At 64.4% G+C, this 26882-nt stretch carries 28 protein-coding genes and 1 riboswitch; of the genes, 7 read left to right on the forward strand and 21 right to left on the reverse strand.

Annotated elements, in window-relative coordinates:
- Nucleotides 1-59: 59 nt before the first annotated feature.
- Nucleotides 60-3536: a PAS domain-containing hybrid sensor histidine kinase/response regulator gene (locus NLX68_RS20675; RefSeq protein ID WP_254285596.1), complete on the forward strand. Its 3477-nt coding sequence runs from the start codon at nucleotides 60-62 to the stop codon at nucleotides 3534-3536.
- Here NLX68_RS20675 and rmuC read toward each other — a convergent pair.
- A complete protein-coding gene (gene rmuC, locus NLX68_RS20680; RefSeq protein ID WP_254285627.1) occupies nucleotides 3508-4896 on the reverse strand; it encodes a DNA recombination protein RmuC in 1389 nt (462 codons plus the stop codon). The two genes, NLX68_RS20675 and rmuC, sit on opposite strands and share 29 nt — an antisense overlap.
- A gap of 183 nt (nucleotides 4897-5079) precedes the next feature.
- Nucleotides 5080-5508 carry a tetratricopeptide repeat protein gene (locus tag NLX68_RS20685; protein WP_026001396.1) on the reverse strand — a complete coding sequence of 143 codons (429 nt, stop codon included), beginning with the start codon at nucleotides 5506-5508 and terminating at the stop codon, nucleotides 5080-5082.
- Nucleotides 5509-6477: 969 nt separating this feature from the next.
- Here NLX68_RS20685 and NLX68_RS20690 point away from each other — a divergent pair.
- The 3 genes from NLX68_RS20690 (at nucleotide 6478) to NLX68_RS20700 (ending at nucleotide 8935) form a co-directional block, all read left to right on the forward strand.
- On the forward strand, nucleotides 6478-6702 hold the full coding sequence (locus tag NLX68_RS20690) for a hypothetical protein (RefSeq protein WP_010224272.1): 225 nt from the start codon (nucleotides 6478-6480) through the stop codon (nucleotides 6700-6702).
- Nucleotides 6703-7025: 323 nt separating this feature from the next.
- Nucleotides 7026-7508 (forward strand): hypothetical protein, encoded by a 483-nt coding sequence (locus NLX68_RS20695; protein WP_254285597.1) that lies wholly within the window; start codon nucleotides 7026-7028, stop codon nucleotides 7506-7508.
- Nucleotides 7509-7654: 146 nt separating this feature from the next.
- A complete protein-coding gene (locus NLX68_RS20700; protein WP_254285598.1) occupies nucleotides 7655-8935 on the forward strand; it encodes an OmpP1/FadL family transporter in 1281 nt (426 codons plus the stop codon).
- A 43-nt stretch (nucleotides 8936-8978) separates the two neighbouring features.
- Here NLX68_RS20700 and NLX68_RS20705 read toward each other — a convergent pair whose 3' ends face one another.
- On the reverse strand, nucleotides 8979-9911 hold the full coding sequence (locus NLX68_RS20705; protein ID WP_254285599.1) for a LysR family transcriptional regulator: 933 nt from the start codon (nucleotides 9909-9911) through the stop codon (nucleotides 8979-8981).
- A 117-nt stretch (nucleotides 9912-10028) separates the two neighbouring features.
- Here NLX68_RS20705 and NLX68_RS20710 point away from each other — a divergent pair, with 117 nt between their 5' ends.
- Nucleotides 10029-10292, forward strand: a complete 264-nt coding sequence (locus tag NLX68_RS20710) for a DUF2798 domain-containing protein (RefSeq protein ID WP_254285600.1) — start codon at nucleotides 10029-10031, stop codon at nucleotides 10290-10292.
- Between the two features lie 6 nt (nucleotides 10293-10298).
- On the opposite strand, the gene NLX68_RS20715 is transcribed toward NLX68_RS20710, so the two are convergent.
- From NLX68_RS20715 to cobO, 14 genes are all read right to left on the reverse strand, one after another.
- Nucleotides 10299-10850 carry a glutathione peroxidase gene (locus tag NLX68_RS20715; RefSeq protein ID WP_254285601.1) on the reverse strand — a complete coding sequence of 184 codons (552 nt, stop codon included), beginning with the start codon at nucleotides 10848-10850 and terminating at the stop codon, nucleotides 10299-10301.
- 42 nt (nucleotides 10851-10892) lie between these two features.
- Complete coding sequence (locus NLX68_RS26475) at nucleotides 10893-11015, reverse strand: hypothetical protein (RefSeq protein WP_302056279.1); 123 nt, start codon at nucleotides 11013-11015, stop codon at nucleotides 10893-10895.
- Nucleotides 11012-12214 carry an MFS transporter gene (locus NLX68_RS20720; RefSeq protein ID WP_254285602.1) on the reverse strand — a complete coding sequence of 401 codons (1203 nt, stop codon included), beginning with the start codon at nucleotides 12212-12214 and terminating at the stop codon, nucleotides 11012-11014. The genes NLX68_RS26475 and NLX68_RS20720 overlap by 4 nt, the downstream gene beginning before the upstream one ends.
- A 62-nt stretch (nucleotides 12215-12276) precedes the next feature.
- Nucleotides 12277-12681, reverse strand: a complete 405-nt coding sequence (locus tag NLX68_RS20725; RefSeq protein WP_010220341.1) for a MarR family winged helix-turn-helix transcriptional regulator — start codon at nucleotides 12679-12681, stop codon at nucleotides 12277-12279.
- A gap of 50 nt (nucleotides 12682-12731) precedes the next feature.
- Nucleotides 12732-13460, reverse strand: coding sequence for an adenosylcobinamide-GDP ribazoletransferase (locus NLX68_RS20730; RefSeq protein WP_254285603.1), 729 nt, complete (start codon nucleotides 13458-13460; stop codon nucleotides 12732-12734).
- Between the two features lies 1 nt (nucleotide 13461).
- Nucleotides 13462-14031 carry an alpha-ribazole phosphatase family protein gene (cobC, locus tag NLX68_RS20735; RefSeq protein WP_254285604.1) on the reverse strand — a complete coding sequence of 190 codons (570 nt, stop codon included), beginning with the start codon at nucleotides 14029-14031 and terminating at the stop codon, nucleotides 13462-13464.
- Nucleotides 14028-15083 carry a nicotinate-nucleotide--dimethylbenzimidazole phosphoribosyltransferase gene (gene cobT, locus NLX68_RS20740; RefSeq protein WP_254285605.1) on the reverse strand — a complete coding sequence of 352 codons (1056 nt, stop codon included), beginning with the start codon at nucleotides 15081-15083 and terminating at the stop codon, nucleotides 14028-14030. The genes cobC and cobT overlap by 4 nt, the downstream gene beginning before the upstream one ends.
- Nucleotides 15080-15601, reverse strand: coding sequence for a bifunctional adenosylcobinamide kinase/adenosylcobinamide-phosphate guanylyltransferase (gene cobU / locus NLX68_RS20745; protein WP_254285606.1), 522 nt, complete (start codon nucleotides 15599-15601; stop codon nucleotides 15080-15082). Before cobU ends, cobT begins: the two co-directional genes overlap by 4 nt.
- A 1-nt stretch (nucleotide 15602) precedes the next feature.
- Complete coding sequence (locus NLX68_RS20750) at nucleotides 15603-17057, reverse strand: cobyric acid synthase (RefSeq protein WP_254285607.1); 1455 nt, start codon at nucleotides 17055-17057, stop codon at nucleotides 15603-15605.
- A complete protein-coding gene (gene cobD / locus NLX68_RS20755; protein WP_254285608.1) occupies nucleotides 17054-18046 on the reverse strand; it encodes a threonine-phosphate decarboxylase CobD in 993 nt (330 codons plus the stop codon). The genes NLX68_RS20750 and cobD overlap by 4 nt, the downstream gene beginning before the upstream one ends.
- Nucleotides 18039-18947 carry an adenosylcobinamide-phosphate synthase CbiB gene (gene cbiB, locus NLX68_RS20760; protein WP_254285609.1) on the reverse strand — a complete coding sequence of 303 codons (909 nt, stop codon included), beginning with the start codon at nucleotides 18945-18947 and terminating at the stop codon, nucleotides 18039-18041. The genes cobD and cbiB overlap by 8 nt, the downstream gene beginning before the upstream one ends.
- Nucleotides 18947-19600 (reverse strand): 5,6-dimethylbenzimidazole synthase, encoded by a 654-nt coding sequence (gene bluB / locus NLX68_RS20765; RefSeq protein ID WP_162471120.1) that lies wholly within the window; start codon nucleotides 19598-19600, stop codon nucleotides 18947-18949. The genes cbiB and bluB overlap by 1 nt, the downstream gene beginning before the upstream one ends.
- Complete coding sequence (locus NLX68_RS20770) at nucleotides 19591-20886, reverse strand: cobyrinate a,c-diamide synthase (RefSeq protein ID WP_036996585.1); 1296 nt, start codon at nucleotides 20884-20886, stop codon at nucleotides 19591-19593. Before NLX68_RS20770 ends, bluB begins: the two co-directional genes overlap by 10 nt.
- Nucleotides 20883-21494, reverse strand: coding sequence for a cob(I)yrinic acid a,c-diamide adenosyltransferase (gene cobO, locus NLX68_RS20775; protein WP_010220352.1), 612 nt, complete (start codon nucleotides 21492-21494; stop codon nucleotides 20883-20885). The genes NLX68_RS20770 and cobO overlap by 4 nt, the downstream gene beginning before the upstream one ends.
- Nucleotides 21495-21657: 163 nt before the next feature.
- Nucleotides 21658-21881: riboswitch (cobalamin riboswitch) on the reverse strand.
- Nucleotides 21882-22029: 148 nt separating this feature from the next.
- Here cobO and NLX68_RS20780 point away from each other — a divergent pair.
- Together NLX68_RS20780 and NLX68_RS20785 are read left to right on the forward strand one after the other, a co-directional pair.
- Nucleotides 22030-22608, forward strand: a complete 579-nt coding sequence (locus tag NLX68_RS20780; protein ID WP_254285610.1) for a hypothetical protein — start codon at nucleotides 22030-22032, stop codon at nucleotides 22606-22608.
- A 68-nt stretch (nucleotides 22609-22676) separates the two neighbouring features.
- On the forward strand, nucleotides 22677-23993 hold the full coding sequence (locus NLX68_RS20785; RefSeq protein WP_254285611.1) for a sorbosone dehydrogenase family protein: 1317 nt from the start codon (nucleotides 22677-22679) through the stop codon (nucleotides 23991-23993).
- Between the two features lie 78 nt (nucleotides 23994-24071).
- On the opposite strand, the gene NLX68_RS20790 is transcribed toward NLX68_RS20785, so the two are convergent.
- The 4 genes from NLX68_RS20790 to hda form a co-directional block, all read right to left on the reverse strand.
- Nucleotides 24072-24719, reverse strand: coding sequence for an O-methyltransferase (locus NLX68_RS20790; protein WP_254285612.1), 648 nt, complete (start codon nucleotides 24717-24719; stop codon nucleotides 24072-24074).
- 17 nt (nucleotides 24720-24736) lie between these two features.
- A complete protein-coding gene (locus tag NLX68_RS20795; protein ID WP_010220355.1) occupies nucleotides 24737-25270 on the reverse strand; it encodes a C40 family peptidase in 534 nt (177 codons plus the stop codon).
- 133 nt (nucleotides 25271-25403) lie between these two features.
- Entirely contained in the window at nucleotides 25404-26039 is a 636-nt protein-coding gene (locus NLX68_RS20800; RefSeq protein ID WP_254285613.1) for a C40 family peptidase, read from the reverse strand.
- A gap of 115 nt (nucleotides 26040-26154) precedes the next feature.
- Complete coding sequence (hda, locus tag NLX68_RS20805) at nucleotides 26155-26859, reverse strand: DnaA regulatory inactivator Hda (RefSeq protein WP_010220358.1); 705 nt, start codon at nucleotides 26857-26859, stop codon at nucleotides 26155-26157.
- Nucleotides 26860-26882 lie beyond the last annotated feature (23 nt).

A 26882-nucleotide genomic window follows, 5' to 3' on the forward strand; every position in this document is an offset into this window, starting at 1 on the left:
CAGACTGATTGATCGAGGTTCGCTGTCGGGCTGAATCACCCTTTTGCTTCGGAGTTGTCATGTCGCTGTCCAGTGGGCTGATCGCCGTGGTCGCCCTGGCCTATATGGCCATCATGTTCGCCATCGCCTTCTACGGCGACCGCCGCAGCACGCCGCTGCCGCCGCGCCTGCGTGCCTGGGTGTACAGCCTGTCACTGGCGGTGTACTGCACCAGCTGGACCTTCTTCGGCGCCGTCGGCCAGGCCGCCGAACAACTCTGGGCGTTCCTGCCGATCTATCTGGGCCCTGTATTGCTGCTGCTGTTCGCCCCCTGGGTGCTGCAGAAGATGGTGCTGATCAGCAAACAGGAAAACATCACCTCGATCGCCGACTTCATCGCCGCGCGCTACGGCAAATCCCAGAGTTTGGCGGTGGTGGTGGCGCTGATCTGCCTGATCGGCGTGCTGCCCTACATCGCCCTGCAGCTCAAGGGCATCGTGCTCGGCGTCAACCTGTTGATCGGAGCTGGCGCCGATGCCACCGGCAGCCGCGTGCAAGACACCGCGCTGGTGGTATCGCTGGTGCTGGCGCTGTTCTCCATCGTCTTCGGTACGCGCAGCCTGGACGTTACCGAACACCACCGCGGCATGGTCCTGGCGATTGCCTTTGAATCCCTGGTCAAGCTGCTGGCCTTCCTCGCCGTCGGCGCCTTTGTCACCTTCGGCCTGTTCGACGGCTTCGACGACCTATTCAGCAAGGCGCAACTGGCGCCGCGCCTGGAAGGCTTCTGGAACGAGACCATCAACTGGCCGTCGATGATCGTGCAGACCGGCGTGGCGATGATGGCGATCATCTGCCTGCCGCGCCAGTTCCACGTCACCGTGGTAGAGAACATCGAGCCCCAGGACTTGCGCCTGGCACGCTGGGTGTTCCCGATGTACCTGATCCTCGCCGCACTGTTCGTGGTACCGATCGCCCTGGCCGGGCAGATGCTGCTGCCAGGTTCGGTGCTACCGGACTCCTTCGTCATCAGCCTGCCGCTGGCCGAAGCCCATCCGGCGCTGGCGCTGCTGGCCTTTATCGGCGGCGCTTCGGCGGCCACCGGCATGGTTATCGTCGAAGCCGTGGCGCTGTCGACCATGGTCTCCAACGACATGCTGCTGCCCTGGCTGCTGCGCCGCAACAACGCCGAGCGGCCGTTCGAAGCCTTCCGCCACTGGATGCTTTCGGTGCGCCGGGTGACCATCGTCGTCATCCTCCTGCTGGCCTATGTCAGCTACCGCCTGCTCGGCTCCACCGCGAGCCTTGCGACCATCGGCCAGGTGGCCTTTGCCGCCGTGACCCAACTGACCCCGGCCATGCTCGGCGCCCTGTACTGGAAGCAGGCCAACCGCCGCGGCGTGTTCGCAGGCCTGGCCGCCGGGGTATTCCTGTGGTTCTACACCCTGGTGCTGCCGATTGCCGCCCACAGCCTGGGCTGGTCGCTGACGCTGTTCCCGGGCCTGGCCTGGCTGCACGGCAACCCGCTGAACCTGCCGATCACCCCGCTGACCCAGGGCGTGGTGCTGTCGCTGGCGGGTAACTTCACCCTGTTCGCCTGGGTGTCGATCCTCTCGCGAACCCGGGTGTCCGAGCACTGGCAAGCCGGGCGCTTCATCGGCCAGCAGACCAGCGCCCGCCCCAGCAGCCGTTCGCTGCTGGCAGTGCAAATCGACGACCTGCTGCACCTGGCCGCACGCTTTGTCGGCGAAGAACGCGCCCGGCAAAGCTTCATCCGCTTTGCCTACCGCCAGGGCAAGGGCTTCAACCCCAACCAGAACGCCGACGGCGACTGGATCGAACACACCGAGCGCCTGCTCGCCGGCGTACTGGGCACCTCCTCGACCCGCGCGGTGGTCAAGGCGGCCATCGAAGGCCGCGACATGCAGCTTGAGGATGTGGTGCGCATCGCCGACGAAGCCTCGGAGGTGCTGCAGTTCAACCGCGCCTTGCTGCAAGGGGCGATCGAGAACATCAGCCAGGGCATCAGCGTGGTCGACCAGTCGCTGCGCCTGGTGGCCTGGAACCGCCGCTACCTGGAATTGTTCAACTACCCCGACGGGCTGATCAGCGTCGGCCGGCCGATTGCCGACATCATCCGCTACAACGCCGAGCGCGGCCTGTGCGGCCCGGGCGAGGCCCAGGTGCACGTGGCAAGGCGCCTGCACTGGATGCGCCAGGGCCGCGCGCACACCTCAGAACGCCTGTTCCCCAATGGCCGGGTGATCGAGCTGATCGGCAACCCGATGCCCGGCGGTGGCTTTGTCATGAGCTTTACCGACATCACCCCGTTCCGTGAGGCCGAACAGGCCCTCAAGGGTGCCAACGAAAGCCTCGAACAACGGGTGGCCGAACGCACCCATGAACTGTCGCAACTGAACCAGGCGCTGACCGAAGCCAAGAGCCACGCCGAAGCCGCCAACCAGTCCAAGACTCGCTTCCTGGCTGCGGTCAGCCACGACCTGATGCAGCCGCTGAACGCCGCGCGGTTGTTCTCGGCGGCGCTGTCGCATCAGGGCGATGGCTTGTCGGCCGACGCCCAGCAACTGGTCCAGCACATGGACAGCTCGCTGCGCTCGGCCGAAGAGCTGATCAGCGACCTGCTGGACATCTCGCGCCTGGAAAACGGCAAGATCACCCCCGACGCCAAGCCCTTCGCCCTCAACGAGCTGTTCGACACCCTCGGTGCCGAATTCAAGGTCCTGGCCCAGCAGCAAGGCCTGGATTTTCGCCTGCGCGGCAGCCGCCTGCGGGTGCAGAGCGACATGAAACTGCTACGGCGAATTTTGCAGAACTTCCTCACCAACGCCTTCCGCTACGGCAAGAGCCCGATCCTGCTGGGTGTGCGCCGCCAGCAAGGACGGTTGTGGCTGGAGGTCTGGGACCGTGGCAGCGGCATCGCCGATGACAAGCTGCAGGTGATTTTCGAGGAGTTCAAACGCCTGGACAGCCACCAGACCCGCGCGGAAAAAGGCCTGGGCCTGGGCCTGGCAATCGCCGACGGCTTGTGCAAAGTGCTCGGGCATCCGCTTGAGGTGCGCTCCTGGCCGGGCAAGGGCAGCGTGTTCCGCGTCAGCGTGCCACTGGCCACGGCACCGGCAGTCGCGGTGGCCAGCCCCGCCGAACAGGCCGGGCAGCCACTGGCGGGCCTGCAGGTGCTGTGCGTCGACAACGAAGACAGCATTCTCATCGGCATGAACAGCCTGCTCAGCCGCTGGGGTTGCCAGGTGTCCACCGCGCGCAACCGCGCAGAATGCGATGCCCTGCTTGCAAACGGCCTGCGCCCGCACCTGGCGCTGGTCGACTACCACCTGGACGACGGCGAGATCGGCACCGAATTGATGGCCTGGCTACGCACCCGCCTCGGCGAGCCGGTACCTGGCGTGGTGATCAGCGCCGACGGGCGCAGCGAGATGGTCGCCCAGGTGCATGCCGCCGGCCTCGACTACCTGGCCAAGCCGGTCAAGCCGGCGGCCCTGCGCGCCCTGCTCAATCGGCATCTGAGCCTGGCCCAGTAAGGGCGCTGGCGGCCAGCGGGTCGGCTTCGCCCATGGCCCGTTCGAGCAGGTCGGCAGGCAGGCTCTTGCTGGCCCGGGCGCCGAGCAGCTTGAGCTGTTCGCTGCGGCTGATCAGGTTGCCACGGCCTTCGCAGAGCTTGTTGCGCGCCGCGCTGTAGGCTTTGTCGACCTGCTGCAGGCGGTTGCCCAGTTCGTCCAGGTCCTGGATGAACAGCACGAACTTGTCATACAGCCAGCCGGCGCGCTCGGCGATCTCCCGGGCGTTCTGGCTCTGGCGTTCCTGCTTCCACAGGCTGTCGATGACCCGCAAGGTGGCCAGCAACGTGGTCGGGCTGACAATCACGATCTGGCGGTCGAAGGCTTCCTGGAACAGATTCGGTTCAGCCTGCAAGGCCGCCGAAAACGCGGCTTCGATGGGCACGAAGAGCAAAACGAAATCCAGGCTGTGCAGCCCTTCGAGGCGATTGTAGTCCTTGCCGGACAAGCCTTTGACGTGATTGCGCAGCGACAGCACATGCTGCTTGAGCGCGGCCTGAGCGATCTCGCTGTCCTCGGCGGCAACATATTGCTGGTAAGCGGTGAGGCTGACCTTGGAGTCGACGACCACTTGCTTGTCGCCCGGCAGCATGATCAGCACGTCGGGCTGGAAGCGCTCACCGTCGGCGCTCTTGAGGCTGACCTGGGTCTGGTACTCGCGGCCTTTCTCAAGCCCGGCGTGCTCCAGGACCCGCTCCAGAATCAGCTCGCCCCAGTTACCCTGGGTCTTCTGGCCCTTGAGCGCCTGGGTCAGGTTGGTGGCTTCATCGCTCAGGCGCAGGTTGAGCTGCTGCAGGCGCTCCAGCTCCTTGGCCAGCGAGAAGCGCTCGCGGGCTTCCTGCTGGTAGCTGTCTTCCACGCGCTTTTCAAAGGCCTGGATGCGTTCCTTGAGCGGGTCGAGCAACTGCCCCAGGTGTTGCTGGCTGGTCTGGGCGAAGCGCTGCTCGCGCTCATCGAAGATCTTCGTGGCCATTTCGGCGAATTGCGCACGCAGCTCGTCACGCGAGCCCTGCAGGTCGTCGAGGCGTTGCTGATGGCTTTCCTGTTGTTCACGCAGCTCGGCGCTCAGGGCTGCGCTGTGGGCATCCAGGCGACGCAACTCGGCTTCGCGGGCAGTGCGTTCGAGCTGCCAGGCGTGGGCGGCGTCGCGGGCGTTGTCGCGATCGATCTGCAACAGCTCAAGTTCACGGGCCTGGGCGGCCAGAGTGGCCTGCTTGGCGGCGTTGGCCTGGCCCAGGTCGCTGATTTCGTCGCGACTGGCATCCAGTTGGGCGAGCAGGCCTTCCTGGGCCAGTTGCACGCTGCTCAGGCGCTCCTCGAGCAAGGCCGCTTGCGCCTGGCGCGCACTCAGGCGCCGCTGCACCTGTAGCATCAGCGTCAGGCACGGCACGGCCGCTACCACGATACCCAGCAGAATGCTGGTCAGATCCACTGCCATAGCCACCCCGATCTCCCTCGGCCTACGATCAACGGCTCAGCTTATCAGCCTTGGGCCTGCGCGCCGCACTCAGGCGTCAGGCAATTGCCTGAGCAGGCGCACGGCTTCCTGCGAGCCCTGGGCCGCCGCCTGTTCCAGCCAGTAACGGCCCTGGGCCGGCTCATTCAATTGCCCCTGGGCACACAGGCGGCCGTACTCGAGCTGAGCCCGACGGTCACCGGCCCGCGCCGCCTGGCGCAGCAGTTCATGGCCGATACGCCGGTCGCGGGCATTGCCGCAGTCACGGCAGAGCATCTGCCCCAGGCGGCTCTGGGCGACCACCACCCCCTGGCGCGCCGGCTGCTTGAGCAGGCGCCCGGCGAAGTGCTTGACGTTGGGGTTGTCACCCAGGCGCGGGCTGTCGAGCAACCACAAGGCAACCTTCAAGGAGAAGCGCTTGGGCTCGGGCAGGGGCGGTTGGGCAGCAGGGGCAACGAGGGTTTTGGAGCGAAACTTCATAAAAAACAGCGAAGGCAACTCGAGAGGCGCGCCACTCTACTCCATTTTTCTGACAATGGCCCGGTGCTTTTTTGCACTTTTTTTCAAAATATTTCAGCGTTTTTTCTTGACGTCAGGGCGGGCATTTTGTCCCTGACAGAAGACTGCCGAAGGATTGTCGGACACCGGCTAAAAAGCTGGCACGCCCGTCCTAGAGCAAGCGCTCGGGACAATCCACAGAAGCTGTGGATAACTCGGTGGACAACCCCCTAAACCACCCCGCAAACCCCTATAAAATGGGGCTTTCAGTCAAACTGTCGATTTTTTCACCAGCTAAAATAAGTGTTTTTTTTCATTGACTTAAGGCAACAGCCAAGTCATTGGCGGCCACTTGCCGCGTTGTTGCGGGACTGTAACAGCGGCTGCCCCATGTGTGCACAACCGCCCCGAAGCGAGGCATTTCCCTGCACGAAATTGGCACGTTCCCTGCCTTACAGCGCTGGAAAGGTGGTGAAATAGCACTTCACAGCGAGCCAGGAACGCGACATACTGATCGGCTAGCCAGACGAAAACTCACAAAGCTTGCCAAGAACGGCAGACTCCTGTAGTCTTGCCGCCGTTAGTACCAAGCTGAAAGTCAATTCTGGCCAAAGCAGTCCTTACAGTGCCCTGCCCCTCACTTCGGACAGGCCTGTTGAAACCAGGACCGGCCCACTCGATGGCTCCCCAGGTAAATCACTTCTTACTCTGACCGAGCCAACCTGCAGATTGATCAGGATCTTCACCCAGCGGCATTGAACCCGACCCTGGTGTGTTGCCTGTCCTCTGACGTACCTACCAGTCAGCCCCAGCGCCACATGATAAATGCGCCCAAAACTGGCTGCCCTGTTCCAGTCAGGTTCTTCGCACCGGCTTAAATGCCTGCGTTACTGGAACGTTTTATATGTGCACGGATCAAAACCGTGTCTATTGCAGGAACATCTAATAACTATGAATCACTCTATCCATACTCAGGCTGCCATTCGCACCCTTTCCCAGGCATTTGCCCCTCTGAACTGCTTGATCCTGGCGTCGCGCAAAGGCGGCTTCAGCTTCACCCTGGTCAACGAGCACGGCATTGCCCGTCACAGCGAGCGCCTGTACCCGGAGCAATACTCCGAAGCCGAGCCGCTGCAGGCCGTCATCGAGCGCACCCGTCAGGCCCTGGTGGCCTGATCCGCACGATGCTGCAAACGCTCAAGCCCCGCCCTCTGGCGGGGCTTTTTTATGCCCGTTGGAGCGGGCTTGCCCCGCGATCAGGCGCGCAGATGGCCGGCCTCATCGCGGGGCAAGCCCGCTCCTACAAAGGAACTATGTAATCGCCACACGGCATATGATTTATAACTAAAAGCCGTAAATGTTTTAAAAACAGGCCTTTACAGCACGAACATGACACTAAACTTCAACTCAAGCGGCAAAGGCCGCTTCCGGCGGGCCAGACCGACTCACCAGCTGCCAAGCTCCAGCGTCCGCCGGTCAATTTCAAGTTCGAGGGCATCATGGGTATCGCCGCGAGCGAGTTGAGCCAATTTGTCATTCGTCCGACCCTGGTTTATCTGGGCCGTCACTGCGCCAGCGCCGAAGCCCTGCTGCTCGGTGTCGCCGCCAGCCAGTCGGCCCTCGGCTCGGCCCTGCACGACCGCCGCGGCCACGGCCTGTACCGCATCGGCGAACTGCGCCACCAAAGCCTCTGGGACCAGTTCCTGGCCCGCGACCCGGACCTTGCCAGCCTGGTCCGCGGCCTGGCCAGCCAGCACGCCTTTCTCAGCGGCCCACACCTGGAACTGACCGTCAACCTGCGCTACGCCACCGCCATCGCCTGGATGCTGATCGAAGAACAGGCCCCTGAACTACCCGCCGCCGACGATTTACTGGGCCTGGCACGCATCTGGCGGCAAACCTTCCAACCCCAGGGTCGCCTGCGCGATTTCACCAGCGCCTGGCAAACCTGCATCGCCCCTGTGACTCTTCAGGCCTGCTGAGAGTCACCACTTCCCATAATCGGAAAATTCCCGCCATCTTGGTAGGATTGTCCTACAAAACGGCTCTATCTCCTGCGATATAGCCTATAGCGCTGCGGGCGAAATGTTGGTAGTTTTCGCCCCGGAGATCCCAAGGAGTTCTAATAATGAAAAAAGTCATGCTCAAAACCTCTCTCAGCCTCGCCGTCACTCTCGCCTCGACTCAACTGTTCGCCAGCGGCTTCGCCCTCAACGAACAGAGCATCAGCGGCATGGGCACAGGTTTCGCGGGTCGTTCTTCTTCTGCCGATGATGCCAGCACCGTATTCGGCAACCCTGCCGGCATGTCGCGCCTGAAACGCGAGCAAGTCACCGTCGGTGGCGCCGCTATCATCGCCAAGTCCGATATCAGCGGCAGCGGCACCTTCGGTGGCAGCAACGACGGCGACATGGTTCCGGTCGTCGGTGTGCCGATGGGCTATTACGTCAAACCTATCGATGACCATTGGGCCTTCGGTATCGGCATGTACGTGCCGTTCGGCCTGGTAACCGACTATGAAAGCGGCTTTGCCGGCCGCTACTTCGGCAGCAACAGCGAAGTCCAGGTCATCACCCTGCAGCCGACCATCAGCTACGCCTTCAACGACAAGGTCTCGATCGGTTTCGGTCCGACTATCAACCGTATCGACGGCACCCTGGAATCCGCCTCGCTGAACCGCGCCTCCCTGGGCAGAAATGACGGCAAGGTCAAGATCTCCGGTGATGACACCGCCATCGGCTACAACATCGGCGTGCTGGTACAGGCAACCGACAGCACCCGCGTAGGCCTGACCTACCACTCGATGGTCGACTACAAGCTCGAGGGTGACACCAAAATCAGCGGCTCCGGCTTTGGCCCACTGAGCGGCAGCAAGTTTGATGCCTCGTTGAAGATCAAAACGCCGGAATCGGTCGACTTCTCCGTCACTCACGAGCTGGATGCCAACTGGACACTTTATGTCGGTAGCACCTGGACGCGCTGGAGCCGCCTGGAAACCATCACCGTCAACAACGAAGGTGTTCCTGCCCCCCTGGCACCTGCCCTGGGGCAGATCAGCGAAGAACAGAACTGGCACGATACCTGGGCTCACGCCATCGGCGCAGCTTACAAGCTGAACAAGGAATGGACCCTGCGCGCCGGCTTCAGCGTCGACCAGTCGCCGACCAACAATACCAACCGCTCGCCACGCATCCCTACAGGCGACCGCAAGGTGTTCAGCCTCGGTGCAGGTTGGAGCCCGAACGACGACATGACTGTCGACATCGCCTACTCCTACCTGATGGAAGAAGACGTCAAGGTTCGCCAGAACACTTCGCCTACCGACCCGGCGCACTTCAAAGGCTCCTACAACGCCAAGTACGAAAACAGCGCTCACGGCCTGGGAGCATCGCTCACCTACCGCTTCTGATTCATTCCACGCCGCAGAAAAACCGCCAATCCTGGCGGTTTTTTCATGCCTGCTCGCAAGGCCAGAGGTGGGCCAGGCGGCCCTGTAAGTAGTCCATGAACAGCCGAACCTTGGCCGTCATGGCAAAGCGGTCGGCCACGCACAGGTAGACGTCCATCGGCTCGGTCTGGGCATAGGCCCTGGCCGCTTGCGAATACTCGAACAACGCCACCAGTTGGCCGCGCTCGAGCAAGGGCCGGGCGACAAACTCGGCCAGGCGGGCAATACCGCCATCCTGCACGGCCATCTGGGTCAGCACGTCGATGTCATCACTGATCAGCACCTTGTCGAACTCGGCATCGAAGCGCAGCCCTTCGCGGACAAAACCCCAGCGCAGAAAACGACCGTCCACCGGGTAGCGGAACACCAGGCAGCGGTGCGCCTTGAGTTGCTCTGGCGATTGCGGCCATCCGGCTGCCGCCAGGTAACCCGGCGACGCACAGCAAATGAACGGCACCCGGGCGATGTGTCGGGCCAGCAGGCCATCTTCAAGTTGCGGCTGGATACGCAGACTGACATCGACACCTTCCTGGGCGTGGTTGATGCGCCGATCATTCGTAACCAACTCAATTGAAAGCTGCGGATAGCGCGCGCTGAACGCCGGAATCAACGGTGCCAGTACGTGGCGGCCGAACGCCGAGGACGAAGCGATGCACAAGCGCCCCTTGGGCTCGCAATCCGGGGTGGTGACCGCCTGCTGCGCCTGCTCGAGGTCGCGTTCAATGTGTTTGACCTTGTCGTAGTACAGGCTGCCACTGGGGGTCAGGGCCATGCTACGGGTAGTACGCGCGAGCAGGCGCACCTGCAGGTGGGCTTCCAGGCGGGCGATATTCTGGCTCACGGCGGCGGCACTCAGGCCCAGGCTACGGGCGCCACCGGCAATGCTGCCGGCTTCGACAACCTTGATGAAACTCTTGATCGAACCAAGCAGGTTCATGACAGGCTTCCGGGCATTCGTAAGATCTTATTTATAAAGACCTAAGCCCAAGGCGTCTACCCCAGCCACAGGCAGCCTTGTTAGGCTGCGCCCTCATCCACTGCCAACGGAGTCCGCATGACGGCCCAGACCAGCGTCCGCAGCCGACGCAAGCTCGGCGTTCGCGCCACCCCTTACGTGTTCGCCTTCTACATGTCGGCGATCATGGCCCTGCTGATGTGCTTTGTGATTACCGCCGCCAACGCCGGCATCGACGAGCAGTACCTGGGTAACGTGCTCAAGGCCTACCAACTGGCCATGCCGGTGGCCTTTGCCTGCGTGCTGGTGGTACGCCCGATCGTGCTCAAGCTGGTGGCCTGGACCGTGCACGCCAGCCACTGAGGCAGCTCAGGGCTGGGAAGCGATGGCCTTCTCGATCGCCGCCTTGAACGCCGGATCATCCGGCTTGGTTCGGCTGGAGAAGTTAGCCACCACCTTGCCCTGGCGGTCGATCACGTATTTGTAGAAATTCCACTTCGGCGCGCTGCTCTGCGCAGCCAGCTCCTTGAACAGTGGCGTGGCATCACTGCCGCGCACCGGCTGGGCCTGGGTCATGGTGAACGTCACGCCGTAGTTGGCGTAACAGACCTTGGCGGTCTTCTCGGCGTCAGCGTCTTCCTGCTTGAAGTCGTTGGACGGCACCCCGAGCATTTCCAGGCCCTGCCCGTGGTACTGCTGATAGACGCTCTCCAGCCCTTTGAACTGCGGGGCGAAGCCGCAATAGCTGGCAGTATTGACCACCACCAGCGGTTTGCCGGCAAAACGCTCACAGAGGTTGATCTGCTCCTTGCCGCGCAGCTCCGGCAGCGTACTGTCGAGCAGCGCCGGGCACTCGCCGGCCAGGGCATTGGCAGCGGCGGCCAGGGTCAACAGTGGAACCAACATCCAGCGTGTGCGCATCTTTTTTCTCCTTGAAACGGGCCTGGAGAAATCAGAGTACTCCTAGCACACGCCCATGCCCAACTGCATCAACGCCAGGCCGCCTTCATGCCAGCCCCACCAGGCCAGCGCCAGCACCAGCAGGGCGGCGAGGCCGAGCACGGTGCGAATGGCCATAGGGCTCATGCCGCTTGCGCCTGCAAGCGCGCGACCGGGCGTTCGCGTACCGGCCAGTTGAGCGCTGCGGCGAGCAGGCTGAGAAGGATGGAAATCTGCCAGACCAGGTCATAGTTACCGGTCTGGTCATACACCACCCCACCCAGCCAACCACCGAGAAACGCGCCCAACTGGTGAAAGAGGAAAACGATCCCACCCAGCATCGACAGGTTACGCACACCGAACAGGGTGGCCACGGTGCCATTGGTCAAGGGCACGGTCGACAGCCACAGCAGGCCCATGGCGATACCGAACAGATAGGCACTGAACGGAGTGATCGGAGCCCACAGGAACAGCACGATGACCACCGCGCGCAACAGGTACAGGGCGGTCAGCAGGCGCGGCTTGGACATCCTCCCGCCCAGCCAGCCGGCGGTGTAGGTGCCGACGATATTGAACAGCCCAACCAGCGCCAGCACGGTGGTGCCAATGGTGGCCGGCAGGTGCTGGTCGACCAGGTAGGCCGGCAGGTGCACACCAATGAACACCACCTGGAAACCGCAGACGAAAAAGCCCAGGGCCAGCAGCCAGAAGCCGGAATGCGAGCAGGCTTCGCGCAGGGCCTGGCCGAGGGTCTGCTCATCGCCATCGCTGGGCAACGGCCGATCGCGCAACAACCCTACCAACGGCACGATAAAGGCCACCAGCAAACCCAGCACCAGCAAGGCCGCCGACCAGCCCAGCCAGCCGATCAGGCCCAGTGTGCCGGGCAACATGGCGAACTGGCCAAAGGAGCCGGCGGCACTGGCGATGCCCATGGCCATGCTGCGCTTCTGCGCCGGTACGGCACGGCCGACCACGCCGAGGATCACCGAGAACGAAGTACCCGACAGGCCGATACCGATCAACAGGCCGGCACTGAGCGACAGGGTCAGGGCCGAGTCGGACATCCCCATCAGCACCAGGCCGACGGCATAGAGAATACCGCCGACCATCACTACCTTGGCCGCCCCCAGGCGATCGGCCAGGGCGCCGGCAAACGGCTGGGCCAGGCCCCAGATCAGGTTCTGCAAGGCAATGGCGAAGGCGAACACGCCACGGCCCCAGCCAAAGTCAGCACTCATCGGCGCCAGGAACAGGCCAAAGCCGTGCCTTACGCCCAACGACAGCGCCAGGATCAGCGCCGCGCCGAGGAGAATCCACCCACTGGTTCGCCATACCGATGTCATTTTTGTTGTCTCCAGTGCCGCAAGGTTATGCGGGTATATACCCGCTTATAATCGTAAAAAGCTCAGGCCAGCAGCTCCAGCAGGCGCACCAGTTCGTCGCGCTGGCCTTCGCCGAGGGTGTTGATCAAATCGCTTTGTGCCTGCTCCCAGGCCGGTTCCGCTGCCTGTAGGCGGGCCCTGCCCTGCTCGGTCAACAGGACGATGCGATTGCGCAGGTCCTGCCCTTCGGCCAACGCCACCAGGCCATCGGCCTCCAGCACCCGCAGGTTACGCCCCAGGGTGCTGCGGTCCAGGCCCATGGCCTCGGCCAGGGTGGAAATACTCGGTTGGTCCAGGCGCCGCAAATGGCGCAGCAGGGAAAACTGCGCAACATTGATCCCGAAGCCGTCGAGGGCCTCGTCATAGTGTCGGCTCACCCCGCGGGCGGCGCGGCGCAGGTGGGTGCAGATGCATTCGCTGGTCAACATAATGCGTGTATATACCCGCACCTGGGCAACTGCAAGCTTTTATTCGCCGCTCACAGCACCAGGGCGATCAATACCGCCAGCTCCAGCAACTCCAGCATGGCCCCGGCGGTATCACCGGTGGTACCGCCCAGACGACGGACCATCAACCGGCGCAGCCAGGCGAAGACCGCTGCGGCAACCAGCACAGCCCACAGGCCTTTGAGCCCTGCCAGCAGCACACAGGCCAGCGCGCTGAGCAGCAAAACGAGCGTGGCCGCCCGACGCGGCAGGTGATCCGCCAAGGCCTGGCCCAGCCCGCCGCTGCGCACATACGGCGTGCTGAGGAACAAGCCCAGCAACGCCGCACGGCCAATCAACGGCGCGAGCAACAGCAGCAGCCCCTCGCCGCGCTCGACCAGCGCCAGCAAGGCACAGAACTTGAGCAGCAGCACCAGCACCAGGGTAACCACGGCAATCGGCCCGCTGCGCGGGTCTTTCATGATCAGCAGGGTGCGCTCGCGGTCGCCGAAACCGCCCAGCCAGGCATCGGCGCTGTCAGCCAGGCCATCCAGGTGCAAGGCACCGCTGAGCAGCACCCAGGCACTGAGCAGCAAAGCACCATGAAGCAACAACGGGCTGCCAGCCAGCAGCGCGTTCAGCGCCCAGAGCAGCGCCCCGAACAACAGCCCCACCCATGGGTAGAACAGCAGCGAGCGGCCCATCTGCTCCGGCGCCGGCATGCCCGGCAAGCGCACCGGCAAGCTGCTGAGAAACTGCAGGGCGATCCAGAACGCCAGCATCTCAGTGCACTTCCCGCAGGCTGCCGTCGGCCAGCAGCTCAAGGCGACACAAGGCGCCATGGGCCACTTCGACTTGCAGCAATTGTTCTCGGGGCAGGCCACGGGCGCGGGCCAGCAATAGACGCATCACGCCGCCATGAGTGACCAATAGCAAGTGCTTGCCGGCATGCCCCTGGTGCAAGGCGCTGATGACCTGCAATACCCGTGCGGAGAAATCCGCCACGGGCTCGCCGCCCGGCGGTGTGAAAGCATAAGGGTCAGCCCAGAATTGCCCGAGTTCGGCTTCGTGGGTGAGCATCAGGTCTGCCGCACTGCGCCCTTCCCACTCGCCGAAATGCAACTCCTGCAGCCCCGGCGCCAGTTGCAGCGGCAGGCCCAGCTGGGTGCCCAACGCTTCGGCAAAGCGTGCGCAGCGCTGCAATGGCGAACTGACCAGTGCATCCCAGGGCCCCGCAGCCTTCACCGCCGCCCGCATCTGCGCCCAGCCCATGTCGGTCAGAGCATCGTCAAGGCTGCCGCGCAGGCCGCCGCCCCGTTCGGTTTCGCCGTGGCGCAGCAGGTCGATGATCATGCCGGACGGTCCGCCACCGCGGCTTCAGCGAAGGTCGCCATCTGCCCGTGCAGGTCACAAGCCAGGCGCAGTAGCGGCACCGCCAACGCCGCGCCACTGCCCTCGCCCAGGCGCAAGCCCAGCTCCAGCAGCGGCTCGGCGTCGAGCGCGGCAAGCACCCGGCGATGCCCGGGCTCGGCGCCGCGATGGCCGAACAGCAGCCAGTCACGACACTGCGGGTTGATGCGCGTGGCCACCAGGGCGGCGACGGTGCAGATAAAACCATCCACCAGCACCGCGATACCGGCCTGGGCGCACCCCAGGTAGGCACCGACCAGCGCGGCGATCTCGAAGCCGCCAAAATACAACAGCCGTTGCAGCGGGTCGTCGCCAAGGTCCGCGTGCTGTTTCAGGGCACGCTCGATGACCTCGGCCTTGTGCCGTACACCAGCGGCATCCAGCCCTGTGCCCGGGCCGCTGAGCTCTACAGCCGGGCAGCCGAGCAAGGCACAGGCCAGGGCGCTGGCGGCAGTGGTGTTGCCGATGCCCATCTCCCCACCGATAAACAGCCGGGCACCGCTGGCAGCGGCGCGCAAGGCACTCTCGCGCCCGCCCTGCAGGGCCAGCAGGCCCTGTTCGTGAGTCATCGCCGGCACCTGGGCGAAGTTGGCCGTACCGGGGCCGACGCGCAGGTGGCGCACACCCGGCAGTTCCAGCGCCAGGTCGATGGTGCCCAGGTCGATCACTTCCAGTTGAGCATTCAACTGCCGCGCCAGCACACTGATAGCGGCACCGCCACTGACGAAGTTGTGCAGCATCTGCCCGGTCACCGCCTGCGGATAGGCGGAGATGCCTTCGGCGACCACGCCGTGATCGCCGGCGAAGATGGCGATCCAGACCTGCTCGACGCTCGGCTTGAGTTGGCCCTGCAGGCCGGCCAGTTGTACCGCCAGTTGCTCCAGGCGGCCCAGCGAGCCGGCCGGCTTGGTCAGTTGCTGTTGACGCGCCAGGGCCTGTTCGCGAACAGCCTGGTCAACAGGACGGCAGGCTTCAAGCCACCAGGTTTGACTCATAGTGCAGGTCCTTTGAGGGTAAGTGGCAGGCCGGCGACGGTCAGCACCACACGCTGGCAGCGCTCGGCAATGGCCTGATGCAGCCAGCCAGCTTCATCGACATAACGGCGGGTCAATTCGCCCATGGGCACCACGCCCAGGCCGGTTTCGTTGCTGACCAGGATGATTTCGCCCGGCAGGCCCGCCAGGCAGTCGAGCAGCGCCGAGCGTTCAGCCGCCAGGCGCTCGGGGTTGTCGAGCATCAGCAGGTTGGTCAGCCACAGGGTCAGGCAGTCGACCAGCAGGCAACGTTCGGCACGGGCAGTGGCGCACAGCACCCGAGCCAGTTCCAGCGGCTCTTCGATCAATGCCCACTCGGCCGGACGCCGCTCGCGGTGCAACTGCACCCGTGCATTCATCTCGCCATCGAGCGGTTCGCTGGTGGCGATGTAGGTGACCGCCAAGCCGCTCTGGCTGGCCAGCTGTTCGGCCAGGCGGCTCTTGCCCGAACGGGCGCCACCAAGAATCAGGTTGAGCATGTCAGTTCAGTCCGCAGAGTTGGCGCAGGCGCGCGGTGTCCAGATGCTGCTCGACCAGGTCGGCCAGGCGCTCGATGTCGCGTTCGCGCAGGGCGTGATAGTCGATTTGCTCTACCTCCTGCAGCCCAGCCCAGCGCAACAGCGCGGCGCAGCTAGGCGGCGCCTCGAACAGGCCATGCAGGTAGGTGGCGAAGATCTGCCCGTCGGCACTGAGGGCGCCGTCGGCGCGGCCATCGTCCAGTTGCACCGCCGGGCGCTGCAGGGCCGGCCCCTGGGTTACGCCGGCATGAATCTCGTAGCCGCTGATGGCTGCCTGTTCCAGTTGCAGGGTGCCCGCGACATTGCGCAACTGCTTCTCGGCTTCCAGCACGGTGACAAAGTCCAGCAGCCCCAGGCCATCGCTGGCACCGGCAGGCCCTTCCAGGCCCAATGGGTCTTCCACACGCTGGCCGAGCATCTGCAGCCCGCCGCAAATGCCCAGCACCTTGCCGCCATAACGCAGGTGGCGGCTGATCGCCTCGTCCCAACCGCGCTCGCGCAACTGCGCCAGATCGCCGCGTACGCTCTTGGAGCCGGGCAGGATGATCAGGTCGGCCGGCGGAATCGGCTGGCCGGGGCCGATGAACTGCAAATCGACCTGCGGGTGCAGGCGCAGCGGGTCGAAATCGGTGTGGTTGCTGATACGCGGCAGCACCGGCACGATGACCTTGAGCTGACGCCCGGCCTTGATGCCCTGGCGCTGGTCGATGCCGTCTTCGGCTTCCAGGTGCAGGTCCAGCACATAGGGCAGCACGCCCAGCACCGGTTTGCCGGTACGTGCTTCGAGCCAGTCCAGGCCCGGCTGGAGCAAAGCGATATCACCGCGAAAACGGTTGATGACAAAGCCCTGGACCCGCGCCTGTTCGCTCGGCGAGAGCAATTCCAGGGTGCCGACCAGATGGGCGAAGACCCCGCCGCGGTTGATGTCGGCAATCAGGATCACCGGGCAGTCCACCGCCTCGGCGAAGCCCATGTTGGCGATGTCGCCGGCACGCAGGTTGATCTCGGCCGGCGAGCCGGCACCTTCGACCATCACCAGCGGATAGGCCGCGCTCAAGCGCTGGTGCGAGGCCAGCACCGCCTGCATGGCGATGGCCTTGTAGTCGTGATAGGCCACGGCATTCATGCTGGTGACCGCGCGGCCATGGACGATCACCTGGGCACCGGTGTCGCTGTTGGGCTTGAGCAGCACCGGGTTCATGTCGGTGTGCGGGGCCAGGCCGGCCGCCTGGGCCTGGACCGCCTGGGCCCGGCCGATCTCGCCACCTTCGGCGGTCACGGCGCTGTTGAGCGCCATGTTCTGCGGCTTGAACGGCACCACCGCAACGCCCTGGCGCAGCAGCCAGCGGCACAGCGCGGTCACCAGGGTGCTTTTGCCGGCATCGGAGGTGGTGCCCTGCACCATCAGGGTGGTCATGGTTGTTCCTTGCGGTATTCGCTGAAGGCCAGGGCCAGGCGCTGGAAGTCCTGCTCGCTGGCCGGCAGGCCGAAGCGCAGGCAGGGCGGCTCGGTGAACAGGCGCAGGAGGATGCCACGCCGGGCCATGAATTCATGCAGTTGCGCCGCCTGATCGGTGACCAGGTACTGGAACAGGTCGCAGCTGCCGTGGGGGGCAAAACCTGCCGCGCTGAGTACAGCGGCCAAACGTTGGCTGGCAGCGGCGCAGCGAACAATCTGCTGTTGATGCGCGACGCCATCGAGCAGGCAGGCCTGGCCGAGGATCCGGGTCGGGCCGCTGATGGTCCAGGGCCCGAGCTGTTCGGCGAGCAGCTGCAACAGATGACGTTCAGCCAGGACAAAGCCCAGGCGTACACCGGCCAAGCCAAAGAACTTGCCGAACGAGCGCAGCACGATCAGCCCGGAGCGCTCGGCGTGCGCGGCGATGCTGTGCTGCGGGGTGTTGTCCATGAAGGCTTCATCGACCAGCAGCCAGCCGCCCCGGCGAGCCAGGCGCGCGTGCCATTCCAACAGTTGCTCGGCAGATATCAACCGAGCGCTGGGGTTGTTGGGGTTGACCACCACCAGCACATCGAGGCTGTCGAGGTAGTAGTCGACCTGATCTTCAGGCAATTCGCGCACCCGGTGCCCGGCGCGGCGCCAGCCTTCGGCGTGTTCGGCGTAGCATGGCGACAGGACGCCGACCGTGCCGGGGCGGCGCAGACGCGGCAAGGCCTGGATCGCCGCCTGGGAACCGGCCACCGGCAGCAGCTGGTCGACCTGGTAATACTCGCAGGCCGCCCGCTCCAGGCCGTCGTCGGTCTCGGGCAGGCGCGCCCAGGCGCGCAGCGGGATCTCGGGGATTGGATAAGGCCAGGGGGCAATGCCGCTGGACAGGTCCAGCCAGTCTTCGCGGGCAATGCCGTACTGCTGCACTGCGCGTTGCAGGCGACCACCGTGTTCAAGCATAGAATTCAGCCCCCAGGCACACCAACAGCAACCACAACCACACGCCCTGGCAAACCAGGCGCCAACCGCGCTCGATGGCCTCGGCATCGGCCTGCGGGCCTTCGCCCAGTTGCGGGCGCTGGTGCAGCTCGCCGTGGTACACCGCCGGGCCGCCCAGCTCGACACCCAGCGCCCCGGCCCCGGCAGCCATCACCGGGCCGGCGTTGGGGCTGTCCCACAACGGCGCCTGACGCCGCCAGCAGCTCAGGGCCAGGCGGGTCTTGCCCAGCAGCGCGTAGGTCAGGGCCACCAGCCGCGCGGGAATGTAGTTGAGCAGGTCGTCGATTTTCGCTGCGGCCCAGCCGAAGCGTTCGAAGCGTTCATTACGATAGCCCCACATCGCGTCGAGGGTGTTGCTCAGGCGATAGAGCACCACCCCCGGTACGCCAGCGACGACGAACCAGAACAGCGCGGCAAATACCGCATCGCTGCCGTTCTCCAGCACCGATTCGGTGGCGGCGCGGGCCACGGCGGTTTCATCCAGCTCGCGGGTTTCGCGGCTGACCAGATAGCCTACGCGCTGCCGGGCTTTTTCCAGGTCGCCCTGGCGCAGGGCTTCGGCCACTGGCATCACGTGTTCGCCGAGGCTGCGCAGGCCCAGGGCGCAGTACAACGCCAGCACTTCGACCAGCCAGCCAATGTACGGCAGCCAGGACAGCAGCATGGCCACGAAGGTCAGCGGCACCACCGCCAGGAACCAGGCGCTGACACCATGGCTGCGCCAACCACGGCCACCGGCATTCAAGCGTTGCTCCAGGCGCCCGGCCAGGCGCCCGAAGGCCACCAGTGGATGCCGACGCTTGGGCTCGCCCAGCAGCGCATCCAGCGCCACCCCGGCCACCGTCAGCAATGCCACACTCATCAAGACTCTCCCCAGTGATTTTCAAACAGCATGTCGTGCAGCGGTCGCGCCGTGGTCCAGCCTTCGAGCACCAGCATCGGCGCCGGGTAAAACGCCTGCACCGGGCCCAGGCAAAGGATCGCCAGCGGCTTGGCGCCGGCCGGCATGCCCAGCAACTCGGCCAGGGCCTGGGGCTCGAACAGCGACACCCAGCCCATGCCCAAGCCTTCGGCGCGGGCGGCCAGCCAGAGGTTCTGGATCGCACAGGACAGCGACGCCAGGTCCATCTCCGGCAAGGTCCGGCGGCCGAAGATATGCGCTTCGCGTTCATCCATCAGCGCGGCGACCAGCAGTTCGGCGCAGTCGTTGATCCCTTCGACCTTGAGTTTCATGAAGTCGTCGGAGCGCTCGCCCAGGGCTTGCGCGGTACGCAACCGCTCCTCTTCCACCAGGGCCTGGATACGCTGGCGCAGTTCCCGTTGGGTGATGCGGATAAACCGCCAGGGCTGCATCAGGCCGACGCTGGGCGCCTGGTGCGCAGCCTCAAGTAAACGGGCGAGCAGTTCAGGGGCGACTTCGCCGCCGCTGAAATGACGCATGTCACGGCGCTCGCCGATCGCGCGATAGACCGCCGCGCGTTCGGCTTCGGTAAAAGCATGTTCGTTCATGGACACAACAGCGCCGCCGACGCCTGGGGGTTGGAAGCAAAGTAGAAATGCACGTAGGACGCCGTCAGCCGCCCGTGGCGATAGACTGCCTCGGCACCGCGGCCACCGTTGGGGCTCTGGCCACGGGCAATCGGTTCAAGTTCGGTGCTGGTCAGCGAGTGATGGTAGGTGTGCCCGCGCAAGGTGCCTTCGGGCAGCTCCACCGCCTGCAGAGCCAGGGCGGCCAGGCGCTTCTGCATCACCGCCTCGCCGGCCAGCAGGCCGAGCAGTTCGGCACGCTCGCCGCCGACATCGGTAAGGGCCTCGAGCAGGTAAAGCATGCCGCCGCATTCGGCCAGCAATGGCTTGCCGGCGTGATGGTGGGCGCGAATGGCTTCGAGCATCGGTGTGTTGCTCGCCAGCGCCTGGTGATGCAGCTCCGGGTAACCACCGGGCAGGTACAAGCTGTCAGCATCCGGCAGGCTGGCATCATGCAGCGGCGAAAAGAACGCCAGCTGCGCCCCCATGGCCCGTAACAGGTCGAGGTTGGCGCCATAGGTGAAGGCAAAGGCTTCGTCGCGGGCAACCGCGATGCGCACACCCTGCAACAAGGGCTCGATCGCCCGCTCGGTCGGCGCGGCGAACCTCACCGCCGGCGGCAAGGCCGCATCGCAACTGGCACCGAGGGCAGCGGCAGCCGCATCCAGGCGGGCATCGAGGTCGTTCAGCTCACTGGCCTGCACCAGGCCCAGGTGGCGGCTGGGCAGCTCGATACCGGTTTCCCGTGACAGGCCGCCATACCAGCGCAACCCTTCGGTCAGGCTGCCTTCGAGCAACTGGGCATGGCGCAGGGTACCGACGCGGTTGGCCAGCACCCCGGCAAACGGCAGGTCCGGCTGATAGCGCGCCAGGCCCAGGGCCAGGGCGCCGAACGTCTGGGCCATGGCCGTGCCATCGATCACCGCCAGCACCGGCACGCCAAAATGACGGGCCAGGTCAGCGCTCGATGGCGTGCCATCGAACAACCCCATGACCCCTTCGATCAGGATCAGGTCGGCCTCAGCCGCCGCTTCCCACAACAACCGGCGGCTTTCCTGCTCGCCGACCATCCACAGGTCGAGCTGATACACCGGCGCACCGCTGGCGCGCTCAAGGATCATCGGGTCGAGAAAATCCGGGCCGCACTTGAACACCCGGACCTTGCGCCCCTGGTTGCGATGCAGGCGCGCCAGCGCGGCGGTCACTGTGGTCTTGCCCTGGCCGGAGGCCGGTGCGGCAATCAATACCGCCGGGCAATGGCGCGCGTCACTCATAGTTCGACGCCCTTCTGGGCGCGAATACCGGCCTGGAAAGCGTGCTTGATCATGCCCATTTCGGTGACGGTGTCGGCCAGTTCGATCATTTCATCCTTGGCCGCACGACCGGTGACGATCACGTGCTGCATCGGCGGGCGCGCCTGCAGGTCGCTGAGGACCTGGTCCAGATCGAGGTAACCGTGCTTGAGGGCGATGTTCAGTTCATCGAGCACCACGAAGGCGATCGACGGGTCCTGGAGCATCTGCCGCGACACCGCCCAAGCGGCTTCGGCGGCGGCGATATCACGCTGGCGGTCCTGGGTTTCCCAGGTAAAACCCTCGCCCATCACGTGGTAGCGCACCTGCTCGGGAAAACGGCGGAAAAACAGCTCCTCACCGGTGCTGTTGCGGCCCTTGATGAACTGCACCACACCGCACTGCATGCCGTGGCCCATGGCCCGGGCAAGCATGCCGAAGGCCGAACTGCTCTTGCCCTTGCCATTGCCGGTGAGCACCAGCAGCAGGCCGCATTCGTTGGGCGAATTGGCGATGCGCTCGTCGATGACGGCCTTCTTGCGCTGCATACGGGCCAGGTGGCGTTCGTCGCGCTCGGTGGATTCAGTCATGAGGTTCTCCGCAAACCACTGTCGTCCGGCCTGCAACGAGCCTGGCAGCCTGTGGTTGCTCAGGGATCGCGAAGGAAACGGCGTGACAGATGAATGGATATGGCAGACGGAAAACGCGCAGGGCTGCGGCACAGGCCGGAGGAACCGCGCATCACCCTCCGTGATGCCGTTGGCTGTTACAGGCCGGTCTCCGGGCTTGTGAGCGGGGCCATGAACACCCGGGACCGCGCGCCTTCCCGGGTTGAACACCCAGTGGCCCTGCGCGGCCTTGACTCACCTACCGTTGCGGGGGCAGCGCCGGATTCGCGCGCCTTGCACGCCCACCGGCTTCCCTGTTTCACCCTGCCAGGCCATAGCCCACAGAGCACCTGAAACAAGTCGCGAAGGTTAGAGGGTTGCACCCGGAGCGTCAATGAAAGGCGCTGAACTGGCCTGGATCAATGGCGCCTTTGTCATCTTGTGTAACACTGACTTCAGTGATATCAAATAGCCATAACTTCGGCTGTACTCGATCACAACTATAAGGGAGAGCAGCATGCAAGGCCTGATCATCAATAACGCGCGCCTGGAGTTCCTGCGCCCCGCCCTGGAACGCTGGGTTGATTGCATCGACCGCTTCAACCAGACCCTCGGCGATGGCGAGGCGCCCTACTGGCACGGCGCCCAGGCCAACCTCGGCCTGCTCTCGGCCGCCGCCTGGCAAGCCGAGTTGGTCACCCTGCAACAGCACCAGAGCAAGAAGCAGCGCGAGGACGGTGATCGTGAAGGCCGCTGCGACCTGTACATCGCCAACCACGAAGAAGCCGCCTACCTGCAAGGCAGCCAGCGCTGGCCAAAGATTGCCAAGCTCGATTTGAACAACGCCCTGGCCGAGACCGTTTACGCCGCCCGGCAGATCGCTGCGCCCAGCCAGCTCAAGGTTGCCGCGCTGTTCGCCAGCCCCTGGAAAGCCGGCCAGCACGCCAGCCCCGAAGAGCTGCAGGACCTGGTCGACGACCTGCAAAAGCACAACACCTGCGCCATCGCCTGGTACTTCCCCTACGCTTACCGCAAGCTGCACAACGAAGCCGGCCAGTATCACCCCGGTATCGCCCTGTTGCTCAAGCAGGTCTGAAGCGGGGAACCTCCCACGCCTGGCCCGCCTCTACTGGCAATAGCGGCCAATATTGCGAGGGAAACGACATGGGTATCAAGCCGATTGCACTGCTGCTGGCAGTGACTGCGGGGTTAAGCGGCTGCGGCGAACACGCGCGCCTGGATGTCAGCGACGGAGTTGGCCCGTCGCCGCAATTGCCTGAACCCAACAAGACCCTGATCCCCACCGTCAACATCGCCCCTGCTATAGGCTGGCCCCAGGGCATGACGCCCAAGGCCGCCCCCGGCACCCAGGTAGTGGCCTTCGCCGAAGGCCTGGACCACCCGCGCTGGCTCTATGCCCTGCCCAATGGCGATATCCTGGTTGCCGAAACCAATGCCCCGCCCAAGCCCGATGACGGCATGGGCATTCGTGGCTGGGTGGTGGGCAAGATCATGGACCGGGCGGGCGCCGGCGTCCCCAGTGCCAACCGTATCAGCCTGCTGCGCGACAGCGACCATGACGGCGTGGCGGAAACCCGCACGACCTTTATCGAGCACCTCAACTCCCCCTTCGGCATGGCCCTGGTTGGCAATGACTTTTACGTCGCCGATACCGATCGCCTGCTGCGCTTTCACTACGAACCCGGCGCCACCTCGATCAACGGTCCCGGCACGCCGGTGGCTGACCTGCCGGGCGGTACGCTGAACCATCACTGGACCAAGAACGTGATCGCCAGCCGGGATGGCAAGAAGCTCTACGTCACTGTCGGCTCCAACAGCAATGTCGGCGAGAACGGCATGGACCAGGAACAAGGCCGTGCGGCGATCTGGGAAATCGACCCGGCCAACGGCCAGCAGCGCATCTTCGCCTCTGGCCTGCGCAACCCCAACGGCCTGGCGTGGGAACCACACACCGGCCAGCTGTGGACCGCGGTCAACGAGCGCGACGAGATCGGCAGCGACCTGGTGCCCGACTACATCACTTCAGTCAAGGATGGCGGCTTCTATGGCTGGCCTTACAGCTATTTCGGCCAGCACGTCGATCAGCGGGTCACCCCTTCCGATCCGAACCTGGTGGCCAGCGCCATCGCCCCGGACTATGCCGTTGGGCCGCATACGGCTTCGCTGGGCCTGACCTTTGCCGAACCCGGCGTGCTGCCGCCGCCGTTCGAGCAAGGTGCGTTCATCGGCCAGCATGGCTCATGGAACCGCAAGCCGCACAGTGGCTACAAGGTGATCTTCGTGCCCTTCAGCACCGCTGGTAAGCCCGCAGGCAAACCGATTGACCTGCTGAGCGGGTTTCTCAATGACGAGGGCAAGGCCATGGGCCGGCCGGTGGGGGTGATCAATGACCAGCGTGGTGGTGTGCTGGTGGCTGATGATGTGGGCAACAAGATCTGGCGGGTGAGCAAGGCCAAGTGACCTGGGGGCCGCTATGCGGCCCATCGCCGGCAAGGCCGGCTCCCACACAGATCGCATGCACCGTTACCCTGCGCCCTCTCAGCGCTTGCGGCACAGGGTCAAGCCATCACCAATCGGCAACATCGACAGGTCCACCCGCGGGTCATCCTTGAGCTTGCGGTTCAGTGCCTGGATGGCCCGGGTGTCTTCGCTGTCCGGCTTTTTCTCAAGCACCCGTCCGCTCCACAAGGTGTTGTCGAACAGCACCAGCCCGCCAGTACGCAGCAAGCGCAGGGATTCTTCCAGGTACTGCGGGTAATTGGCCTTATCGGCATCGATGAAGATCAGGTCATAGCGTTCTGACGGCAGTGTCGCCAGGGTCTGCAAGGCGGGTGCCAGGCGTAGCTCAATGCGCTCAGCGACTCCGGCTTCCTGCCAGTAGCGCCAGGCCACGGCGTTGTAGCTGCCTTCAAGGTCGCAACACAGCAACTGCCCATGCGCCATGGCCTGGGCCATGCACAAGGCGCTGTAGCCGGTGAACGTGCCCACCTCGATGATCCGCTGGGCGCCGATCATGCGCACCAGCAGCGCCAGCAACTGGCCCTGCTCCGGCGCCACCTGCCAGCGCGCTTCAGGCAAGGCCTGGGTTTCGGCACGCAAGCGGGCGAGCAAGGGCGATTCGCGCAGCGATACGCTTTGCAGGTAGTGGTAGAGCGGGTCGTCGAGGTAGAGCGTCTGAGCGGTCATCGTCTACCTCGCGAAGGTCAGGGGTTACGCGCCAGATGCGCCGGCTGCAGCACGCGCTTGGCGTTCAGGTAGGTTTTTTGCCAGTAACTGTTGGACAGGTAGTCCAGGCGCACCGTTCCACCGGTGGCCGGGGCATGGACGAAGCGCCCTTCGCCGACATAGATACCGGCATGGCTGACTTGCGATCCACCATTGGTGGCAAAGAACACCAGGTCGCCGGACTGCAGTTCGTTGCGCTCGATGCTCGGCGCACGGATGCCGATCATTTCGCGGGTCGAACGGGGCAGCGAGATACCGGCGGCATCGCGATACACATAGCCAATCAGGCCACTGCAATCGAAACCCGAATCCGGGGTGTTGCCGCCCCAGCGGTAAGGCGTGCCGACCAGGCCCAGGGCGCGGAACAGCACGTCTTCGGCAACCGGGGAGAAGTACACTTGCGGCGCCATCACCGCAGGCTCGACCACTTTACGCGGGGCCGGGGCATGGCTTGAGCAGGCACCAAGCAGTGCCGCGAGGGAAAGTACCGCGAAGCGCGCCATCATCGCCATGGTCAGAACATCCTGTCTGAAGCCGCTCCGGCCAGAGCCGAAAAGAGTTGAGAATTTAGATTAGACGCTTTCTGTAAACACGCACGGCGACGAGCTTTTCAGCTACGTCGCCGTGGTCGAACCTGTCGAAGGATCAGTTGCGCGAAATGGTGGTCGCGGCCGGAGCCATGGCCAGTGCACGCTTGGCTTCGATGAAGGTCTTGCTCCAGTAGCGATCACCGAGCTTGTCGATGCGCACACCACCGCTGCGGCGGCTGCTGGAGTGGATGAACTGGTCGTCACCGAGGTAAATCCCGGCGTGGCTGACGCGCCCGCGACCATTGGTGCTGAAGAACAGCAGGTCGCCTGGCTTGAGGTTGTTGCGAGCAACCAGCGGGGCCTTGACGTTGATCATTTCGCGGGTGGAGCGCGGCAGGTTGAGGCCGGCTTCTTCGCGGAACAGGTAGCCGATGAAGCCGCTGCAATCAAAGCCGGTGTTCTCGGAGGTACCACCGAAACGGTAGCGGGTACCGATCAGCGACATGCCGCGCTCGAGAATGTTGTCGGCCAGGGCTGGCAGCTGGTAAGGCTTGCTGCTGGCGAAATCTTGCAGCTCTGCTTCGGTGGCCAGCTCTTCCTCGAACGTCGCCTGGACGGAGGACTTGGTCGAAACCTGAGCGGAAACCGGTTGCTGCTGAACCTGCTGCTGCGATACGGGACCGGTGGTCGCGCAGCCAAAAAGCAGGGTCACGAGTGCGAGGGGCACGAGGGGTGCGAAGCGATTTAGCATGGGCACGACCGTGTCTGGAATTTAAAGAAGCCGAGACTATGCCTTCTATCGCATCGATTTGCAAATTCAATCGAAAAAAATGTGACTTTTATGTGCCGAGGCTCTAGCCCCTGCCTTACCAGCCCAACGTTTCTTTCAAAAACGGGATGGTGAGCTTGCGCTGAGCCTGCAAAGAGGCCTGGTCGAGGCGCTCGAGCAGGTCGAACAATGCGCTCATGCTGCGGGTACCACGGGTGAGGATGAAGTGCCCGACCTCGTCGGTCAGGTGCAGGCCACGGCGCGAAGCGCGTAATTGCAGGGCGCGCAGCTTGTCTTCATCCGACAGCGCACGCATCTGGAAGATCAGTGCCAGGGTCAGGCGCGACTTCAGGTCAGCCAGTTTGATCGGCAGTTCGCGGGGCGAGCTGGAGGCTGCCAGCAGCAGGCGCCGACCACTGTCGCGCAGGCGGTTGAAGAGGTGGAACATGGCCTCCTCCCACTCTGGCTTGCCGGCAATCACGTGCAGGTCGTCGAGGCAGACCAGTTCGTACTGCTCGAGGTTGTCGAGCAGTTCGACGCCGCGGTCGAGCAATTGCGCCAGGGGCAGGTAGACCGCCGGTTCCCCCAGTTGCTCGAAGCGCAGGCAGGCAGCCTGCAGCAGGTGGGTACGGCCTACACCTTGCTTGCCCCACAGGTAGATCAGGCTTTCGGTCCAGCCGGCGTCGGCTTCGCAGAGTCGCTCGACGTAGCCCAAAGCGGCGGCGTTGGCACCCGGATAGTAGTTGATGAAGGTGGCGTCATCACGCAGACGCACACCCAGGGGCAACTGGATCGGTTTCATGCTGGCTGGGCAGTTCCGGGGAA

It is taken from the genome of Pseudomonas sp. SBB6 (assembly GCF_024213215.1).
Classification (GTDB): domain Bacteria; phylum Pseudomonadota; class Gammaproteobacteria; order Pseudomonadales; family Pseudomonadaceae; genus Aquipseudomonas; species Aquipseudomonas donghuensis.

Excerpts from the sequence above, each read along its gene's own strand:
- NLX68_RS20675 (WP_254285596.1), top strand. The coding sequence starts at position 60 with ATGTCGCTGTCCAGTGGGCTGATCGCCGTGGTCGCCCTGGCCTATATG.
- NLX68_RS20685 (WP_026001396.1), bottom strand. The coding sequence starts at position 5,508 with ATGAAGTTTCGCTCCAAAACCCTCGTTGCCCCTGCTGCCCAACCGCCC.
- NLX68_RS20690 (WP_010224272.1), top strand. The coding sequence starts at position 6,478 with ATGAATCACTCTATCCATACTCAGGCTGCCATTCGCACCCTTTCCCAG.
- NLX68_RS20695 (WP_254285597.1), top strand. The coding sequence starts at position 7,026 with ATGGGTATCGCCGCGAGCGAGTTGAGCCAATTTGTCATTCGTCCGACC.
- NLX68_RS20700 (WP_254285598.1), top strand. The coding sequence starts at position 7,655 with ATGAAAAAAGTCATGCTCAAAACCTCTCTCAGCCTCGCCGTCACTCTC.
- NLX68_RS20705 (WP_254285599.1), bottom strand. The coding sequence starts at position 9,911 with ATGAACCTGCTTGGTTCGATCAAGAGTTTCATCAAGGTTGTCGAAGCC.
- NLX68_RS20710 (WP_254285600.1), top strand. The coding sequence starts at position 10,029 with ATGACGGCCCAGACCAGCGTCCGCAGCCGACGCAAGCTCGGCGTTCGC.
- NLX68_RS20715 (WP_254285601.1), bottom strand. The coding sequence starts at position 10,850 with ATGCGCACACGCTGGATGTTGGTTCCACTGTTGACCCTGGCCGCCGCT.
- NLX68_RS26475 (WP_302056279.1), bottom strand. The coding sequence starts at position 11,015 with ATGAGCCCTATGGCCATTCGCACCGTGCTCGGCCTCGCCGCCCTGCTG.
- NLX68_RS20720 (WP_254285602.1), bottom strand. The coding sequence starts at position 12,214 with ATGACATCGGTATGGCGAACCAGTGGGTGGATTCTCCTCGGCGCGGCG.
- NLX68_RS20725 (WP_010220341.1), bottom strand. The coding sequence starts at position 12,681 with ATGTTGACCAGCGAATGCATCTGCACCCACCTGCGCCGCGCCGCCCGC.
- NLX68_RS20730 (WP_254285603.1), bottom strand. The coding sequence starts at position 13,460 with ATGCTGGCGTTCTGGATCGCCCTGCAGTTTCTCAGCAGCTTGCCGGTG.
- cobC (WP_254285604.1), bottom strand. The coding sequence starts at position 14,031 with ATGATCATCGACCTGCTGCGCCACGGCGAAACCGAACGGGGCGGCGGC.
- cobT (WP_254285605.1), bottom strand. The coding sequence starts at position 15,083 with ATGAGTCAAACCTGGTGGCTTGAAGCCTGCCGTCCTGTTGACCAGGCT.
- cobU (WP_254285606.1), bottom strand. The coding sequence starts at position 15,601 with ATGCTCAACCTGATTCTTGGTGGCGCCCGTTCGGGCAAGAGCCGCCTG.
- NLX68_RS20750 (WP_254285607.1), bottom strand. The coding sequence starts at position 17,057 with ATGACCACCCTGATGGTGCAGGGCACCACCTCCGATGCCGGCAAAAGC.
- cobD (WP_254285608.1), bottom strand. The coding sequence starts at position 18,046 with ATGCTTGAACACGGTGGTCGCCTGCAACGCGCAGTGCAGCAGTACGGC.
- cbiB (WP_254285609.1), bottom strand. The coding sequence starts at position 18,947 with ATGAGTGTGGCATTGCTGACGGTGGCCGGGGTGGCGCTGGATGCGCTG.
- NLX68_RS20770 (WP_036996585.1), bottom strand. The coding sequence starts at position 20,886 with ATGAGTGACGCGCGCCATTGCCCGGCGGTATTGATTGCCGCACCGGCC.
- cobO (WP_010220352.1), bottom strand. The coding sequence starts at position 21,494 with ATGACTGAATCCACCGAGCGCGACGAACGCCACCTGGCCCGTATGCAG.
- NLX68_RS20780 (WP_254285610.1), top strand. The coding sequence starts at position 22,030 with ATGCAAGGCCTGATCATCAATAACGCGCGCCTGGAGTTCCTGCGCCCC.
- NLX68_RS20785 (WP_254285611.1), top strand. The coding sequence starts at position 22,677 with ATGGGTATCAAGCCGATTGCACTGCTGCTGGCAGTGACTGCGGGGTTA.
- NLX68_RS20790 (WP_254285612.1), bottom strand. The coding sequence starts at position 24,719 with ATGACCGCTCAGACGCTCTACCTCGACGACCCGCTCTACCACTACCTG.
- NLX68_RS20795 (WP_010220355.1), bottom strand. The coding sequence starts at position 25,270 with ATGGCGATGATGGCGCGCTTCGCGGTACTTTCCCTCGCGGCACTGCTT.
- NLX68_RS20800 (WP_254285613.1), bottom strand. The coding sequence starts at position 26,039 with ATGCTAAATCGCTTCGCACCCCTCGTGCCCCTCGCACTCGTGACCCTG.
- hda (WP_010220358.1), bottom strand. The coding sequence starts at position 26,859 with ATGAAACCGATCCAGTTGCCCCTGGGTGTGCGTCTGCGTGATGACGCC.